The 14,834-nt window shown below is 67.6% G+C and carries 12 protein-coding genes; 6 read left to right on the top strand and 6 right to left on the bottom strand.

Annotation, left to right across the window (positions count from 1 at the left end; all coding sequences use genetic code 11):
* Nucleotides 1–288 precede the first annotated feature (288 nt).
* Both KBY97_RS09625 and KBY97_RS09630 read left to right on the top strand, forming a co-directional pair.
* Nucleotides 289–963: an LON peptidase substrate-binding domain-containing protein gene (locus tag KBY97_RS09625; protein ID WP_255146617.1), complete on the top strand. Its 675-nt coding sequence runs from the start codon at nucleotides 289–291 to the stop codon at nucleotides 961–963.
* Nucleotides 963–1,988: a methyltransferase domain-containing protein gene (locus tag KBY97_RS09630; protein WP_255146618.1), complete on the top strand. Its 1,026-nt coding sequence runs from the start codon at nucleotides 963–965 to the stop codon at nucleotides 1,986–1,988. The genes KBY97_RS09625 and KBY97_RS09630 overlap by 1 nt, the downstream gene beginning before the upstream one ends.
* Here KBY97_RS09630 and pheA read toward each other — a convergent pair.
* Nucleotides 1,930–2,802: a prephenate dehydratase gene (gene pheA, locus KBY97_RS09635; protein ID WP_255146619.1), complete on the bottom strand. Its 873-nt coding sequence runs from the start codon at nucleotides 2,800–2,802 to the stop codon at nucleotides 1,930–1,932. The genes KBY97_RS09630 and pheA overlap by 59 nt on opposite strands.
* Nucleotides 2,803–2,860: 58 nt before the next feature.
* Between pheA and KBY97_RS09640 the strand changes: the two genes are divergently transcribed.
* On the top strand, nucleotides 2,861–3,373 hold the full coding sequence (locus tag KBY97_RS09640; RefSeq protein WP_255146620.1) for a DUF1997 domain-containing protein: 513 nt from the start codon (nucleotides 2,861–2,863) through the stop codon (nucleotides 3,371–3,373).
* Between the two features lie 8 nt (nucleotides 3,374–3,381).
* On the opposite strand, the gene KBY97_RS09645 is transcribed toward KBY97_RS09640, so the two are convergent.
* The 3 genes from KBY97_RS09645 to KBY97_RS09655 all read right to left on the bottom strand — a co-directional run bounded on the left by KBY97_RS09645 (nucleotide 3,382) and on the right by KBY97_RS09655 (nucleotide 9,277).
* A complete protein-coding gene (locus tag KBY97_RS09645; RefSeq protein WP_255146642.1) occupies nucleotides 3,382–4,017 on the bottom strand; it encodes a ribonuclease HII in 636 nt (211 codons plus the stop codon).
* The gene (locus KBY97_RS09650) at nucleotides 4,014–6,104 is read right to left on the bottom strand and encodes an Rne/Rng family ribonuclease (protein ID WP_255146621.1); all 2,091 of its coding nucleotides are present in this window, start codon (nucleotides 6,102–6,104) and stop codon (nucleotides 4,014–4,016) included. The genes KBY97_RS09645 and KBY97_RS09650 overlap by 4 nt, the downstream gene beginning before the upstream one ends.
* A gap of 410 nt (nucleotides 6,105–6,514) precedes the next feature.
* On the bottom strand, nucleotides 6,515–9,277 hold the full coding sequence (locus KBY97_RS09655) for a TIGR03960 family B12-binding radical SAM protein (RefSeq protein WP_255146622.1): 2,763 nt from the start codon (nucleotides 9,275–9,277) through the stop codon (nucleotides 6,515–6,517).
* A 172-nt stretch (nucleotides 9,278–9,449) separates the two neighbouring features.
* Here KBY97_RS09655 and KBY97_RS09660 point away from each other — a divergent pair, with 172 nt between their 5' ends.
* From KBY97_RS09660 to KBY97_RS09670, 3 genes are all read left to right on the top strand, one after another.
* Nucleotides 9,450–10,706, top strand: coding sequence for an LL-diaminopimelate aminotransferase (locus KBY97_RS09660; RefSeq protein ID WP_255146623.1), 1,257 nt, complete (start codon nucleotides 9,450–9,452; stop codon nucleotides 10,704–10,706).
* Nucleotides 10,707–10,778: 72 nt separating this feature from the next.
* A complete protein-coding gene (gene clpS, locus KBY97_RS09665; protein ID WP_255146624.1) occupies nucleotides 10,779–11,105 on the top strand; it encodes an ATP-dependent Clp protease adapter ClpS in 327 nt (108 codons plus the stop codon).
* Entirely contained in the window at nucleotides 11,106–11,981 is an 876-nt protein-coding gene (locus tag KBY97_RS09670) for a CPBP family intramembrane glutamic endopeptidase (RefSeq protein ID WP_315857156.1), read from the top strand. It abuts the gene before it with no gap.
* A 4-nt stretch (nucleotides 11,982–11,985) separates the two neighbouring features.
* Here the strand turns inward: KBY97_RS09670 and KBY97_RS09675 are convergent, their stop codons facing one another.
* Nucleotides 11,986–13,542: a photosystem II high light acclimation radical SAM protein gene (locus KBY97_RS09675; RefSeq protein ID WP_255146645.1), complete on the bottom strand. Its 1,557-nt coding sequence runs from the start codon at nucleotides 13,540–13,542 to the stop codon at nucleotides 11,986–11,988.
* Nucleotides 13,543–13,628: 86 nt separating this feature from the next.
* Nucleotides 13,629–14,645: a 7,8-didemethyl-8-hydroxy-5-deazariboflavin synthase subunit CofG gene (gene cofG / locus KBY97_RS09680; protein WP_255146625.1), complete on the bottom strand. Its 1,017-nt coding sequence runs from the start codon at nucleotides 14,643–14,645 to the stop codon at nucleotides 13,629–13,631.
* Between the last annotated feature and the right edge of the window lie 189 nt (nucleotides 14,646–14,834).

Genomic DNA, 14,834 nt, shown 5'->3' on the forward strand with positions numbered 1-14,834 from the left:
GGCTGGCCCCATGCCAGCGGCTCGGCACCGGCTCAGGCCTGCCCGCTTCCCCGGCGGGCTTTGTTTTTTCTAGAATCCGCTACTCCCGCATTCCAAGGCTTGGGCCAGTGCCATGGCTGGCGTATCCCCCGCCAGCCATGGCACTGGGGATTGGGCGTCTGTCTCTGCGCGAGACACTCCTTTGCAAGCATCTCCGGCAAAGCTCCCGGGCAAGCTTCCATTTAAGGGCCCCACTATCGCCGCCCCCCTTCACCAGCTTTTTCCAGCCCTTTCTCCACCCACCCATCCGTGACTGATCTGGCCGTGAGGGAACTCCCCCTATTCCCCCTGCCGGATGTGGTGTTGTTTCCGCAGGAGGTGCTGCCGCTCCACATCTTTGAGCCGCGGTACCGGATGCTTCTGCAAACGGTCTTGCAGACGGATCGCCGCTTCGGGGTGATCCGCTGGGACCCGCAGGAAAAGAAAATGGCCTCTGTGGGCTGCTGCGCGGAAATCCTCCAGTGCCAGACCCAGGAAGACGATCGCAGCAACATCGTGACCATGGGACAGCAGCGTTTCCGCGTGCTTGAAGTGGTGCGGGAAGCCCCATTCCGGGTGGGCATGGTGAGCTGGATCGAAGACGAAACCGACGAATCCCCGGAAACCCTCCACGAACTGGCCAGCGACGTGACCCAGGCTTTGCGGGATGTGGTTGATCTCACTGGCAAGCTCGTGGGCCGGCCCAGCAGCCTCCCCAGCGATCTGCCCGATCTGCCGCGGGAACTCTCGTTCTGGATCGGCTCCCATCTCGGCGGCCCCGTGGCCGATCATCAGCAGACCCTGCTGGAGCTCACCGATACCGGCGAGCGGTTGCGGCAGGAATTCGCCCTGCTCGACCAGACCCGGCGCCAGCTCGCAGCCCGCACGGTCCTCAAGGACACCTTCAAGGATCTGGGTGAATCCCCCAGGGATCCTTCTTCCTGATGGCCGGCCGTCCTGTCCCCGCGCTGCCGCTGGCAGCAATCCTTGCTGTGGCCGCGCTGGCGGGCGCGTTTGTGGTGTGGCAGCGGCGCAACCGCAGCTACGAGAGCACCGCCACCGTGGCGGAGGCGTACGACCGCTGGACGGAAGACCGGCTGCTGGAGCGGCTCTGGGGGGACCATGTGCACCTCGGTCATTACGGGACCCCACCGCATCGGGCCGACTTCCGTGCCGCCAAGGTGGCCTTCGTGCATGAGCTAGTGCGCTGGAGTGGTCTCGATCAGTTGCCCTCTGGCTCCAGGCTGCTCGATGTGGGCTGCGGCATCGGCGGCAGCGCCAGGATCCTCGCCCGTGACTACGGCTTCGAGGTGCTCGGCATCAGCATCAGCCCGGCACAGGTGGAGCGGGCCCGTCAGCTCACCCCAGCGGGCCTGAGCTGCCGATTTGCCGTGATGGATGCCCTTGATCTCGACCTCCCGGATGGGGCCTTTGATGCGGTCTGGAGTGTGGAAGCGGGGCCGCACATGCCCGACAAGCAGCGCTACGCCGATGAACTGCTGCGCGTGCTGGCTCCCGGTGGGCTGCTGGCGGTGGCCGACTGGAACCGCCGCGATCCCTCCTCCGGAGTGCTCAGCCCTGTGGAGCGCTGGGTGATGCGCCAGCTGCTGGATCAATGGGCCCACCCGGAATTCGCGAGCATTGCTTCGTTTCGGCGCAACCTGGAGCTGAGCGTCCATGCCGGCGGCGCCCACACCGATACCGACGACTGGACGCGCGCCACCCTGCCCTCCTGGATCGATTCGATCCTGGAAGGCGTCCGTCGGCCAGGCGCCGTGCTGGGCCTGGGTCCAGCGGCCGTGCTGCAGGGCGTGCGCGAAACCCCCACCCTGCTGCTGATGGACTGGGCCTTTCGCCACGGCCTGATGGCGTTCGGCGTCTTCCGCTGCCGGCGCGGGAAAGACACCAGGCTCAGCCCGCCAGCCGTGGCGAACCAGCAGACGAGCGCCCCTCCTCAGCCAGATTCGTGAGCGGATAGGCGCCAAACAGTGCCAGGTGCTGGCATAGGCCCCTGAGCTCCTCGATGGCTTGGTGGAGCGCTTCTCCGACTGCAGGCCGCTCAAGATCCACGAAGAACAGGTATTCACCCATTTCGCGCTTGGAAGGTCGCGACTCGATCCGGCTCATGTTCAATTGGCGATGCGCGAAGCAGCTGAGCGCCTCCAGCAGCGCCCCCGGGCTGTTGGCATGCAGCGAAAAGGCCAGACTGCAGTGGGTGCTGCCTTCGGCGGGAGCTCCCTCCTTCTGCAGCAGCAGGAATCGGGTGCAATTGCCGATCACATCGTTGATCGGGTAGGCCAACACCTCCAGCCCGTGCTCCGCAGCCGCCTGGCGCGAAGCGATCGCCGCGCGGAAGCGACTGCCTGCCACCAGCCGAGCGGCTTCGGCCGTGGAGCTGGTGGGCAGCTGCAGGGCATCGCTCAGGTGTTCCGCCAGCCATTGGCCGCACTGGGCCAGGGCCTGGGGATGGGAGAGCACCTCGCTCACCCGGGCGATCGGTCCGCTGCCCAGCAGGGCGTGGCGAATCGGCAGCACCAACGCACGGCGGATCTGCAGATCGGAATGCTCCCAGAGCACATCTAGGCAGGCTGTGACACCGCCTTCCACCGAATTCTCCACCGGGACCACGGCGGCGCTGCAGTCACCGTCGGCCAGGGCCTTCACCACCGCACGAATGCTGCCCTGCGGGACGAAGTCGGGATCCTGGAGGCCTTCCAGGGTGGCGAACTGACGCGCCGCCTGCTCTCCGTAGGTGCCGGTGGGTCCGAGGAAGGCGAGACGCATGGGGAAAAGGGAGCGCAGACCGGTGGATAGGATCATCCTCCGCCGGCCTCCCCAGGCGATGTCTCTGGCCTTCAGCGCCAGCCAGCAGCTCACCTTGCCGGTTCACGGGCGGGCCGAGCACCTGGCCGATTACCTCGATGACGAACAGCGGGTGATCCGAGCCTTGCTCGAACCGCGCCAGCTCACGCCGCTCAGTCCTGGCCACTACCAGTACGAAGTGAGCGGATTCAAGGTGTTTCAGTTGCAGGTGCAGCCGGTGGTGCAACTACAGGCCCAGCGGGAGCCGGGGCGGCTGGCGCTGCAGGCCGTCGAATGCCGCCTCGACGGGCTCGAAGCGGTGGACGACTTCGAGTTCACACTGCAATCGTGGCTGGCGGTGAACGATGGCGGCCTGGAAGGGGAAGCCCTGCTGGGCGTGCGCGTGAGTCGCCCCGCCGTGCTGGGGCTGATCCCGCCCCGGGTGCTGGAGGCCACAGGCCGCTCCCTGCTCAGCGGCATCCTGCTGAGCATGCGCAAGCGGGTGGGTCAGAACCTGCTGAGTGATTTCAGTCAGTGGTGCGAAGACCGCTGAACCCGCGCTCAGCGGAGCAGCGACCAGTCGGTGCCTGCCAGCACCTTGCTCAGGAAGCAGGCCCGGTGCAGCGGCGTAGGCCCGAGCTTGCGCAGGGCCTGGCGATGCAACGCCGTGCCATAGCCGGCATGCCGCTCGAGGCCATAGCCAGGGAAGCGGCAGGCCAGCCGTTGGATCAGGCCATCGCGGGCCTGCTTGGCCACCACGCTGGCGGCGGCGATCGACAAGCAATGGCGATCCCCACGTACCAGGGTGATCTGGGGCCCGCTCCAGAGCCGCAGCGGCAGCACCCCATCGACAATCACAAGCCGTGGCGGTACTGCAAGCCGCTGCAGGGCGCGCAGCATGGCCAGTTCGGTGGCGCAGCGGATGCCATGGCGATCAATCTCCTCAGCAGAGGCCTGGCCGAGGGCCCTCTGCGCCGCCGCATCCCCGATCAGTGGCAGGAGCCGGCGCCGCTGCAGCGGCCGCAGTGCCTTGCTGTCGGTGAGCCCGGCCGCGGCCAGGGCTGGCAGCGCAAACGCTGGCAACATCACGGCAGCCGCGAACACCGGGCCGAACAGGCTGCCCCGCCCCACCTCATCAACCCCGGCGCAGACGCCGGGATCGTGCTGGGCATAGGGATCGGCCGGCGCTGGGCTCAGACCGCTGCCGAAGAACGGCGACGGCGACGGCGGGGCTCACCGGCGGGATCGTCGGCAGGGTCGGCGGCGGTGGATTCAGGTGTGGGTTCCGGCTCGGTTTGAACAACCGCAGCGGTAGGAGGGGGGTCGGTGATGCTCACGGCAGCAGCGGCACGCCCAACGGAACGGATGACTGGCACCTGCAGCACCGTGGTTTCAATCACCGTGCTGCGCACCGCAGGAGAGCGGTCGTGCTCGATCGGCAGCGGGGTGATTTCCACCATCACGGCATCGCCAGGATCGCGGGAGGAACTCCAGCGGTCCGTACCGGTGTCTGCCGTGGCAACTGCGACGGGTGCGGGGGCATCGCTGGGGAAATCCGCGGATGTGCGGACGGCACCGCCGCCTTCGCCACTGCCACGGCCGCCGCGGCGGCGGCGCCTGGAGCCAGAGCCGGAAAGTTGCTGGCGAGCGGCGTCGAGCACCGCATCTTCCGATTCGCCGGGGCGCACGACCCGAACGACCACGTTGTCACCGGCAGGGGGTGATTCCAGCAAGAGAGTGGGATTGAGGCCCATCCAGCCGTAGACGAATTCCTGATCGTCGTCCATGGGGACGGCCACCAGTTCGGGGTCATGGCGGCGGCTGACGCCTTCGGAAGCGCTCAGCGGCGCTTCCACCACCCGGGGGGCGGCGGGCTCGTCGTCGAGCGAGACGAGCACGGGGGTGACTTCGATCAGCTCGTTGCCGCCGCGGCTGCCGCGGCCGCCGCGGCCACCACGACGCCGACCACTGGGCTCGGGGGCGGAGGGGCTGGGTGCCTCGGCGCGGGCGGAGGCGGCGGAGCGCACCAGGCCGTTGACCGTGGCGAGCGGCTGGAGGGTGTCTTTGCCGGGGAGAACGGCCACATGGCCGAGGCCGCCGCAGCTGGGGCAGGCGCGGCCGAACAGTTCATAGATGTTCTGGCCCTGGCGCTTGCGGGTGAGTTCCACCAGGCCGAGCTCGGTGAGCTGGGCGATCTGGGGACGGGCAGCGTCGTCGCGGACGGCCGACGTGAAATGCTCCAGCAGCATCAACTGATCACGGCGCGACTCCATGTCGATGAAGTCGATGATCACCACACCGCCGATGTTGCGCAGCTTCAGTTGACGCGCAATTTCCGCCGCCGCTTCGCAATTGGTCCAGAGCACGGTTTCACGGGCATTGGCGGAGCGCGTGAAGGAGCCGGAGTTCACGTCGATGACGGTGAGCGCTTCGGTGGGCTCAATGATCACCGACCCGCCGGAGGGAAGATCAACGCGCGGTTTGAGTGCATCGCGGATCGCAGCATTGATCTTGTGGTGCTCAAGGATGTCGGTGCTTTCGACATGGTGCTCAACGAGCAGGTTGGCCTGATCCGCACCAAGGAAGGCGTTCACGCGCCCGACGGCCGCGTGGGTGTCGACCACCACGCGCTGCACTTCGGGGCTGTAGAGGTCGCGGAGCACGCGATGGACGAAGTCTTCGTCGCGGTTGAGCAGCACCGGTGGAGTGGCGGTTTCCGCGGCGTCCTGAATGCCCTCCCATTGACGCAGAAGAGCTTCGAGATCGTCGATCAGCAGCTCTTCGCTGATCCCTTCGGCTTCAGTGCGCACCAGCAGGCCAGCGCCGGGCGGCTTGATCAGCACGCCCAGGGCCCGCAGACGGTTGCGCTCGCTCTCGGCACTGATGCGCCGGGAGATATTGACCCCCTGCCCGTGGGGCTGTAGCACCAGGTAGCGGCCCGGCAGAGTGAGATTTCCGGTGAGACGCGGGCCTTTGGTGCCGGTGGGCTCCTTCATCACCTGAACGAGCACCTTCTGGCGCGGTTCCAGCAATTCAGTGATCCCTGCTGCACCCTTTCTGAGCCTCAGCGGGCCGAGGTCGGTGACATGAATGAAGCCGTTTTTCTCGCTCTCTCCGATGTTGACGAACGCAGCATCAATGCCGGGAAGCACATTCTCGACGCGCCCAACGTAGACGTCGCCGATCTGGTAGCGACCCTGGGCAACAATCAGTTGATCGACGCGTTCGTCGTTGAGCACTGCGGCGATGCGCAGTTGCTCCGCAATGACGATCTGCTGGGGCATGGAGGATAGAGGGTGGCTCGGAGAAGCCCTGCCATGGGATGGGGATTGCCCCCTGAAGCAATGAAGCGATGAGCCGATCGTGCTGAGAAGCCGACCGTCTGCTGCATCAGCAGAATGAGACGGAAGAAAAAGCCTTTGAGGAGCAAGCTCTGGAGGTTCACCCTCCGTTGACGCCCGAGCTGCCGGAACGGGAACGGACCGGTTGCTGCTGGGTGTGACCACGGCGAGCACGCCGCAGGAGCGGGGGCCGTAGACGATGCGGCTGTGGATCGAAAACCACAGACGGATCTGCCGTCTGAGGTGAAATTAGCACGCGACCCAACAGGGCCCCTGGGGCTGGATGGCAGCACCGGACTTTCCACCTTGGTCCGCTGGAGCGGACCTTTGGATACCTCCACAAGCGTGAGACTTCAGGCCGGTGGCGCCAGAATCAGGCGCTCTCGCCGGCAGTGGCCCAGACGCAGCGGCTGGCCGAGCCCCTCCACCAGCCACTGGCGCACCTGATCGGGGCGGATGCTGCGGCCCTGGGCATCGATGCGGGCCTGCAGGCGGAGCGTCATTGAGGTGGCGCCTTGGGCGGCGCCTGTGGCGGCGGCTGGCAAGGGTCCGTCGGCGCACAGCGGCGGTGCCACCAGCTCCAGCGCGATCAGGCAGGGGCGGCAGTCCCGCTCGCGGGGGCGACCCTTCTTGTCGCTGTCATGCCAGGGAAGCGAGGTGGCCTGCAGCAGCTGCTCGATCGCCCGGTGCCAATCGGCGTGGGAAGGAGCGTTCACGGGCCCTGTGGCGGCAGCGGCCTCCGGGATCAGCTGCAGGCTCCAGTGGGCTTCTGCCAACTGCTGGGAGAGGGCCGGGCCCGCCAGGGGCACCTCCTGCACCGAGTGCAGAGAGAAGCCGTGGGGAAGCTGGGCCTGCAGCCGCGCGCGCACCTCCTCCGGCGGGCAGGCCTGGGCGAACTCCAGATCCAGCCATTCGCCCTCCGCTTCCACCCCCAGTGGCAACGCCAGGGCGAACTGCAGCCGGGGCAGGGGGTGAAAGCCGCCGCTGAAACTCACCGGCAGCTGGCTGCGGCGCAGGGCCCGCTCCAGCAGGCGGGCCAGATCGAGATGGCTGAGCAGCGCCAGCGAACCCCGCTTGCTGAAGCTGAAGCGCAACCGCTGGGTCCGTTCACTGGCTGGGCTGCGTGGCGGCTGCGCCGGGGGAATCGGCGGGGGCGTCACCACCACGTTGTGGCCGAACTCCGGCCCGCAGACACCGCAGCTGCTGCAGCCCTCAAAGGAGCAGTCCGGCACCACCACCGCGGCAAGGGCCCGTTGCAGGTCTTCGGCCAGCCAGCGCTTGTCGACGCCGGAATCCAGGTGATCCCACGGCAGCGGCTGGGCGCAGAAGGCCTCCAGATCGGCGTTGCTCAAGGCCCCGGTGGCGGCCCAGTCGCCCATCTCCAGCGCCCGGTAGCGGCCGCCGAGCCCCTCGGCCTCAATGGCACCGGTCCAGGCGGCATGGGTGCGGTCGATCGTTTCGAACCAGGCATCCATGCCCGCTCCGGCCCGCCAGGCCGCCTCCAGCACCGGCGCCAGGCGCCGGTCGCCCCGGCCGATGAAATCTTCCATCGCCGACAGGCGCGGATCGGTGACATTGCTCTTGATGCCCTTGAGCGTGCGCAGCTCCCGGCGCAGCAACTCCTGGCGTCGCCGGAACTCCGCCGTGGACACGCTGTGCCACTGGAACGGCGTGTGGGGCTTGGGCGTGAAGTTGCTGATGGTGAGGTTCAGCTCCAGCCGCCCCAGGTCGCGGCATTGCTGCTGCAACGCGCGGCAGGTGTCGGCGATGCCGACCACATCGGCGTCGGTTTCACCGGGCAGGCCGATCATGAAATAGAGCTTCACCTTGCGGTAGCCGTTCTCCATGGCGGTGCGGATGCCGCGCAGCAGTTCCGCGTCGGTCAGCCCCTTGTTGACGATGTCGCGCAGGCGCTGGGTGCCGGCTTCCGGGGCGAAGGTGAGGCCCGCCTTGCGGGTGCCGCCCAGGATGTGGGCGATGTTCTGGTCGAAGCGATCCACCCGCTGGCTGGGCAGCGTGAGGCTCACGTTGTGCTCGGAGAGGCGGTTGCGCAGCTCCACCCCCACCGCCGGCAGGGCGAGGTAATCGGAGCAGCTGAGCGACAGCAGGGAGAAATCGCTGTAGCCGGTGCGGGCCATGCCCTCCTCCACCGCCTCGATCACCGCCTCTGGCTCCACATCGCGGGCCGGGCGGGTGAGCATGCCGGGCTGGCAGAAACGGCAGCCCCGGGTGCAGCCGCGGCGGATCTCGATCGTGAGCCGGTCATGGACGGTTTCGATGTGGGGGACCAGGCCCATGGCGTAGTGGGGCATGGGGGTGGCCACCCGCCGCAACACGCGCGCCGGCAGTTCTGGCCGCAGGCGCTGAAGGGTGACGCCATCGGGGCCCGGGGCATAGAGCGCCGGCACGTAGACGCCCGGCACATGGGCCAGATCAGCCAGCAGCGCTGAGCGGCTCAGCCCGGCGGCCTTGGCCTCGGCCACCACCAGACCAATCTCCGCCAGCAGTTCCTCGCCGTCGCCGAGGGCAAAGAAATCGAAGAAGGCGGCGAACGGTTCGGGGTTGCTGGTGGCGGTGGGGCCGCCGGCGAAGATCAGCGGAGGGGCTGCGGGATCGTCGAGCGGCAGGTCGCCCCGCTCGGCGGCCCGCAGCGGCAATCCCGCCAGATCCAGCATCTCGAGGATGTTGGTGGCGCCCAGCTCGTAGCTGAGGCTGAAGCCGAGGATGTCGAAGGCTGCCAGGGCGCGGCGGCTTTCCACCGCGAACAGGGGTTGGCCCTGCTGGCGCAGGCGCTCGGCCAGGTCGGGGGCGGGCAGGTAGGCGCGATCGCAGAGCTGGCCGGGGATCGCGTTGAGAATCGAATAAAGGATGATGTGGCCCAGGTTGCTGGCGCCCACCTCGTAGAGATCGGGATAGGTGAGGCACCAGCGCGCCTTCGCCTCCTCCCAGTTGCGGGGCAGCACGCCCCGTTCGTTGCCCAGGTAACGGGCGGGGCGGGCAATGGTGCTGTCCACCAGCTGATCGAAAGCGACGCGCCCCTGGGGCAGCGGCGGGGCAGCGGCGATCGCTGGGGATGGCCCGGCACCGGCGGAGCCGCTCGAAGTCGCCATGGTCATGGCTGAACGATCAGACAGGCCGCAGAAGGATCGTAGGCAGCCGTCAAGGAGACCCGATCCACCAAGCCGGCCGGGGGGCCACAAGGCAGGCGCAGCGTGCGGCACAGGGCAGGCCGGCGAAGCGTGCGGCGCCGTAGCAGGATGCCTGCCAGCGACATCGGCGGCGGCAGCAGTGGTTCAGGTCAACGGCAACTACCTCAAACTCAAGGCCGGGTATCTCTTTCCGGAGATCGCCAGGCGCGTGAAGGCCTTCGCAGCGGCCCACCCCGACGCCCCCTTGATCCGGCTCGGCATCGGCGATGTGACCGAACCGCTGCCCGCGGCCTGCCGCGGAGCGATGAAGGCCGCCATCGACGCCATGGGCACGGCGGAAGGCTTCCATGGCTACGGCCCGGAGCAGGGCTACCTGTGGCTGCGTGAAGCGATCGCCCGCCACGATTTCCAGGCCCGCGGCTGCGCGATCGACGCCGAGGAGATCTTCATCTCCGATGGCTCCAAATGCGACAGCAGCAACATTCTCGACATCCTCGGCCCCGACAACCGCATCGCCGTCACCGACCCCGTCTACCCGGTGTATGTGGACAGCAATGTGATGGCGGGCCGCACCGGGGAGGCCGATGCCAGTGGCCGGTACGGCGGCCTCACTTACCTGCCGATCACGGCCGACAACGGCTTCATCGCCCCGCTGCCCGAGCAGCCGGTGGACCTGATCTACCTCTGCTTCCCCAACAATCCCACCGGCGCTGTGGCCACGAGGGCCCAGCTGCAGCAGTGGGTCGACCATGCCCGCGCCACCGGCGCCCTGATCCTGTTCGATGCCGCCTACGAGGCCTTCATCCAGGACCCTGACCTGCCCCACTCCATCTACGAGATCGAGGGCGCCCGCGACTGCGCGATCGAGTTCCGCTCCTTCTCCAAGAACGCCGGCTTCACCGGCACCCGCTGCGCGCTCACGGTGGTGCCCCGCGGCTTGATGGGCACCACCGCCGCAGGAGAAGCGGTGGAGCTGTGGGGGCTGTGGAACCGGCGGCAGAGCACCAAGTTCAACGGCGTCAGCTACATCGTGCAGCGGGGCGCCGAGGCGGTGTATTCCGCAGCAGGGCAAGCCGAAGTGAAGGCACTGGTGTCTTTTTACATGGAGAACGCGGCGATCATCCGCCGCGAGCTGGCGGCGGCCGGTCTGCAGGTGTACGGCGGCGAGCAGGCCCCCTACGTGTGGCTCAAGACCCCCGCCGGCCTCGATTCGTGGGCCTTCTTCGACCGTCTGCTGGAGGAGGCCAACGTGGTTGGCACCCCGGGCAGCGGTTTCGGCGCCGCCGGCGAGGGCTACTTCCGCCTCTCCGCCTTCAACAGCCGGATCAACGTGGAGGAGGCGATGGCCCGCATCGCACGCGCCTCCCTGGTGCCTGCGTCCGCTGGGGTTGCCTAAATTCAGGTTCTCTTTCCACGGGTGCCCGCCGCTCGGCACCTCCTTCCCCTTGCCGTTGTTCCTCGATTGGCGATGACTCTTCCCCAAGCGGTTGAAACCCCCGGCCGTTCACCCGGCGGTGCGGCAGTGATCGACAAGGAGGTGCAGCGGGTGCGCAAGCCCTCGCCGCGCTACCGGGTCCTTCTGCACAATGACCCGGTCAACTCGATGGAGTATGTGGTGTCCACCCTGCGGCAGGTGGTGCCCTCCCTGAGCGAGCAGGACGCCATCGCCGTGATGCTGGAGGCCCACAACACCGGCATGGGGCTGGTGATCGTCTGCGATCTGGAGCCGGCGGAGTTCTACAGCGAAACCCTCAAGGGCAAGGGCCTCAGCAGCACGATCGAACCGGAGGCGTGAGTGGAGCCCCTGGCTCCCGCCCCGCTGCCCACATCGGAACAGCAGAGCCGCCGGCCCCATGGCCTCGGCACCCTGCTCTATGTCCCGGTTCTGTATGGCCTGGGCTGGCTGACGGCGCGGCCGCTGCAATGGCTGGCACCGGGCCTGCGGCCCGATCAGCTCGACCTGGCCGGGCTGGTGGTGGCTCTTCTGTTGCTGCTGTTCAGCCTGCCCTGGCGCCTGCGCCGCAGCTGGGGCGCCACCCATCCCTGGCGGCGGCTCGGGGTGGTGGCGACGCCGTTGGTGGCAATACGGACGTTCCTGGGCGGCCTAGCCAAGGCCGCCCTGCTCTTGGCACTGGTGGCCGCCGTGCTGCTGGCCACCGGACAGGCGGCGTGGCAGCTGGATCTGAAGGCAAGCGAACTGCTCAACGCCCTGGCCCTGCTGCTGGGGGTGGGCTTTGCCGAGGAGCTGCTCTTCCGCGGCTGGCTGTGGGGTGAGCTGGGCCTGCAGCTGAGCCGCCGCCGGGCCCTGCTGCTGCAGGCGTCGCTGTTCGCCTTGGTACATCCCTGGTACCGGGCCGGCAACCCGGGGGCCATCGGCCTGCTGGGCGGGCTGATTCTGCTGGGACTGGCCCTGGCCCTGCAACGGCGCAGCGACAGCGGCGTGCTCTGGGGAGCGATCGGCCTACATGGCGGCCTGGTAGGCGGCTGGTTCGTGCTGCAGACCGGGCTGCTGCAACTGGCGCCGGACGCGCCGGCCTGGCTGGTGGGACCCGGGGGAGAGGTGCCCAATCCGATCGGTGGCGTGATCGGCTGGCTGGGGCTGGCCCTTGTGCTGCTCCTCTGCCGGCCGGTATGGTCGGCCCCGCAGCGAAACACGATCGACTGCCCGTGAACTCTCAGAGCACGGCGGTGGCAAAGGCCCGGCGCCCTTCCACCGGCGCATGCAGCGACTCCTCCAGCGGGGCCGTGCCGTAATCGCGCTCCAGCAGATCCATCACCGTGCGGCCGAAATCGCCGGGATTCGTCTCGAAGGCCTCCAGGCAGAGGCGGCCGAAGGTGCTGCCGAGGGGCTCGGGATTCCAGAGCAGCTTTCTGGCCGTCCAGGGCATCATGCTCATCGGGTTGTAACCGGGCTGCAGGATGTTCTGGTCGAAGGCGTATTGCTCCAGGTGCGTGTGGGGCTGCAGGCCAATGAAGAAAATCGCCGGCTCCACCTGCCGTACGCCGAAGATGCGCTCCAGCTCCCGGTGATAGGCCACGGTCTGGCGGATGGTTTCAGGCCGTTCATCAATCACGTTGAAGGAGTAATTGACGGACACCGTTTCGTGGAAGCCGGCACGCACCAAGAGGCGGCAATTCTCCAATACGGTGCGGAGGTTGTAGCCCATGCGCATCTTGCGCACCAGCTCCTGACTACCGGAAGTGATACCGATCTCGAAGTAACTCATGCCCGTGGCCACCATTAACTCGGCCAATTCGGCATCCAGGTTGTCAGCGCGGATGTAGGCCGCCCAGTGAATATCGCTGAGCCCCTCTGCCTGGATCGCCCGCAGCAACTCCTTGGCATCCTCGATATAGCGGCGCGCAGGAATGAACTGGGCATCGGTGAACCAGAAGCCACGCACGCCCCGGTCGTAGAGCTGGCGCATCTCTGCCACCACCTCGGCCACCGGGTTTACCCGCACCTGCTTGCCTTCCACCACCGTGTACACACAGTAGCAGCAATTGTGCGGGCAGCCTCGCTTGGTCTGCACCCCCACGTAGAAATCACCCGCATCCAGATACCAATCCAGCTGGGGCCAGATCGAGGCGATATAGGTGTAATCGCAGGCTGTTTTGATCAGGCCGGCGGGCTGCTCGTGAATCAGGCCCGGCCGTGGCTCTTCGCCCACCACAAAACAGCGTTCACCCTGCAGGGAGGCTCCTTGAATCATCTTTTCAAGCAGTGGCTCCCCTTCGCCCACCGACACCACTGTGCCCTTGGGCAGGCGGCGGCCCAGCTGCTCGTAGAACACGCTCACTGCACCACCACCGAGCACGACGCGGGCGCTGGAGTGATAACGACGGGAGCGGGCCAGGCCCTTGCGAACCAGGCGCAGATTGCGCCACAGCTCTCCATAGAATGCCCCCATCAGACGCAGCCCCCCGATGGCGCCGCGCAGGCGTTTGAGCGGATCGCGCGCATAGAACACCTCGAAGGAGTTCTGCAGGGGGTTGCCGCCCCGGCCATCCACGGGCGCATAGATCTGAATATCGCGCCAGGAGAACACCAGCAACGTGGGTCGGAAGGCGTCGATGGTGGCCAGCAGCACGCGCTCCACATCCAGCACCGGCAGGGCCGCCAGATCGAGCAGGCGCTGGGGCAGCTGCGGGAAGCGCTTGTGCAGATGATCGGCCAGATACACCGGGCCGATCGGAAAGATCGGATTGCAGGGCAGACGGATCAGCAGCACCCGCTCGCCCTCGGGGCCAGCAGTTTGATCAGCTGGCCGGCCCGGTGCAGTTTCGATGGTGGTGGCGTGCAGCACGTCCAGCCCGTTCAGGCGAATTCGGACGCTAACAATCTCACTTCAAGGTCAGTGGCCCGGCGGCGCAGGGCGGGCGGCAACCAGGCGATCCAGGCGGGCTGCACGCACAGCCGCGGGCGCAGCTGCCAGCCGGCGGCCGCCAGCCGGGAAGACAGCTGGGCCGGGCTCGGTTGGGGGTAGGCGGGATTGATCACATCGTGAACATCGATGCCGCCAAGGTCGTTGATGCCGGCGGCGATCGCTTCCGCCAGGCCATCGAGCGGCCAGAGGTTGGCGGGCAATTGCAGGTTGACCTCGGGCGGCAGCAGCTGCCGCGCCAGCCGGATCGTGTCGAGCATGGCGGCCTGCTCCGCCGCATCCAGCGGCCGGGCCTGCGCACCATCGGGGCGCCAGGGCTGAAGAATCACCTCCTGGAGATGGCCCCAGCGGCGCTGCAACGTTGCCAGCAGCTCCAACGCACGGCGGCGATCCGCCGGGGTTTCGCCCACGCCCAGCAACAAGCCGGTGGTGAAGGGGATGCCCAGGCGGCCGGCCTGCACGAGCTGGCCGAGGCGCCGCTCAAGCCGCTTGCTGGGGGCGGCCCGGTGCAGGCGGTCGTAGGCGGGGCCCAGCCCTTCGAGCATCAGTCCAAGCGAGGGGTTCAGCCGTCCCAGGGCGGCCATTTCCCGCAGCGACAGCGGGCCCGCATTGGTGTGGGGCAGGCGTCCCATGGCGAGCGCCACCTGGCTCAGCTCCAGCAGCCGCGCGAACCAGGCGGCCCGCTGCGGGGAACCGGGTGCCGTTTCACCGGAGAGCAACAGCACTTCGCTGGCCTGGGGCCGGCGGGCGAGCTGCTCACGGGCTTCGCTGGTGGTGAGCAGTGGCGCGGTGCCGGGAGCGCGGCGGAAACTGCAGTAGTCACAGGTGTTGAAGCAGGCGCGGGTGGGCACCAGGGTGGCGCTGGGACTCCAGCGCACGACGGGGTCGCGCTGCCGGTGGATCTGCACGTGGATCCGCCTCTGGCTCCGCCGGTGCAGCTGCTTGTTCATCTGCGTATACGAGGAATTATCTGGCGATGGGTATGGGACTGCTCATCAACCGCGCCTGACGAAAATCGGAGGCAAACCTTAAGCGCCCCACACATCCCGCAATGTCCTGTTACATTGCCTCAGGCGAAAGGCTCCGGCCTGCGGTGGGGACGTTTCCCCCGGCGCATCTCGCCTTACTTAACCGACCCC

This window comes from Synechococcus sp. ATX 2A4, from assembly GCF_024346375.1.
In the GTDB taxonomy this organism is placed as follows: domain Bacteria; phylum Cyanobacteriota; class Cyanobacteriia; order PCC-6307; family Cyanobiaceae; genus MW101C3.

Bases quoted from the DNA above. Each gene is read 5' to 3' on its own strand.
- KBY97_RS09630 (WP_255146618.1), top strand. From the start codon at position 963: ATGGCCGGCCGTCCTGTCCCCGCGCTGCCGCTGGCAGCAATCCTTGCT.
- pheA (WP_255146619.1), bottom strand. From the start codon at position 2,802: ATGCGTCTCGCCTTCCTCGGACCCACCGGCACCTACGGAGAGCAGGCG.
- KBY97_RS09640 (WP_255146620.1), top strand. From the start codon at position 2,861: ATGTCTCTGGCCTTCAGCGCCAGCCAGCAGCTCACCTTGCCGGTTCAC.
- KBY97_RS09650 (WP_255146621.1), bottom strand. From the start codon at position 6,104: ATGCCCCAGCAGATCGTCATTGCGGAGCAACTGCGCATCGCCGCAGTG.
- KBY97_RS09655 (WP_255146622.1), bottom strand. From the start codon at position 9,277: ATGACCATGGCGACTTCGAGCGGCTCCGCCGGTGCCGGGCCATCCCCA.
- clpS (WP_255146624.1), top strand. From the start codon at position 10,779: ATGACTCTTCCCCAAGCGGTTGAAACCCCCGGCCGTTCACCCGGCGGT.
- cofG (WP_255146625.1), bottom strand. From the start codon at position 14,645: ATGAACAAGCAGCTGCACCGGCGGAGCCAGAGGCGGATCCACGTGCAG.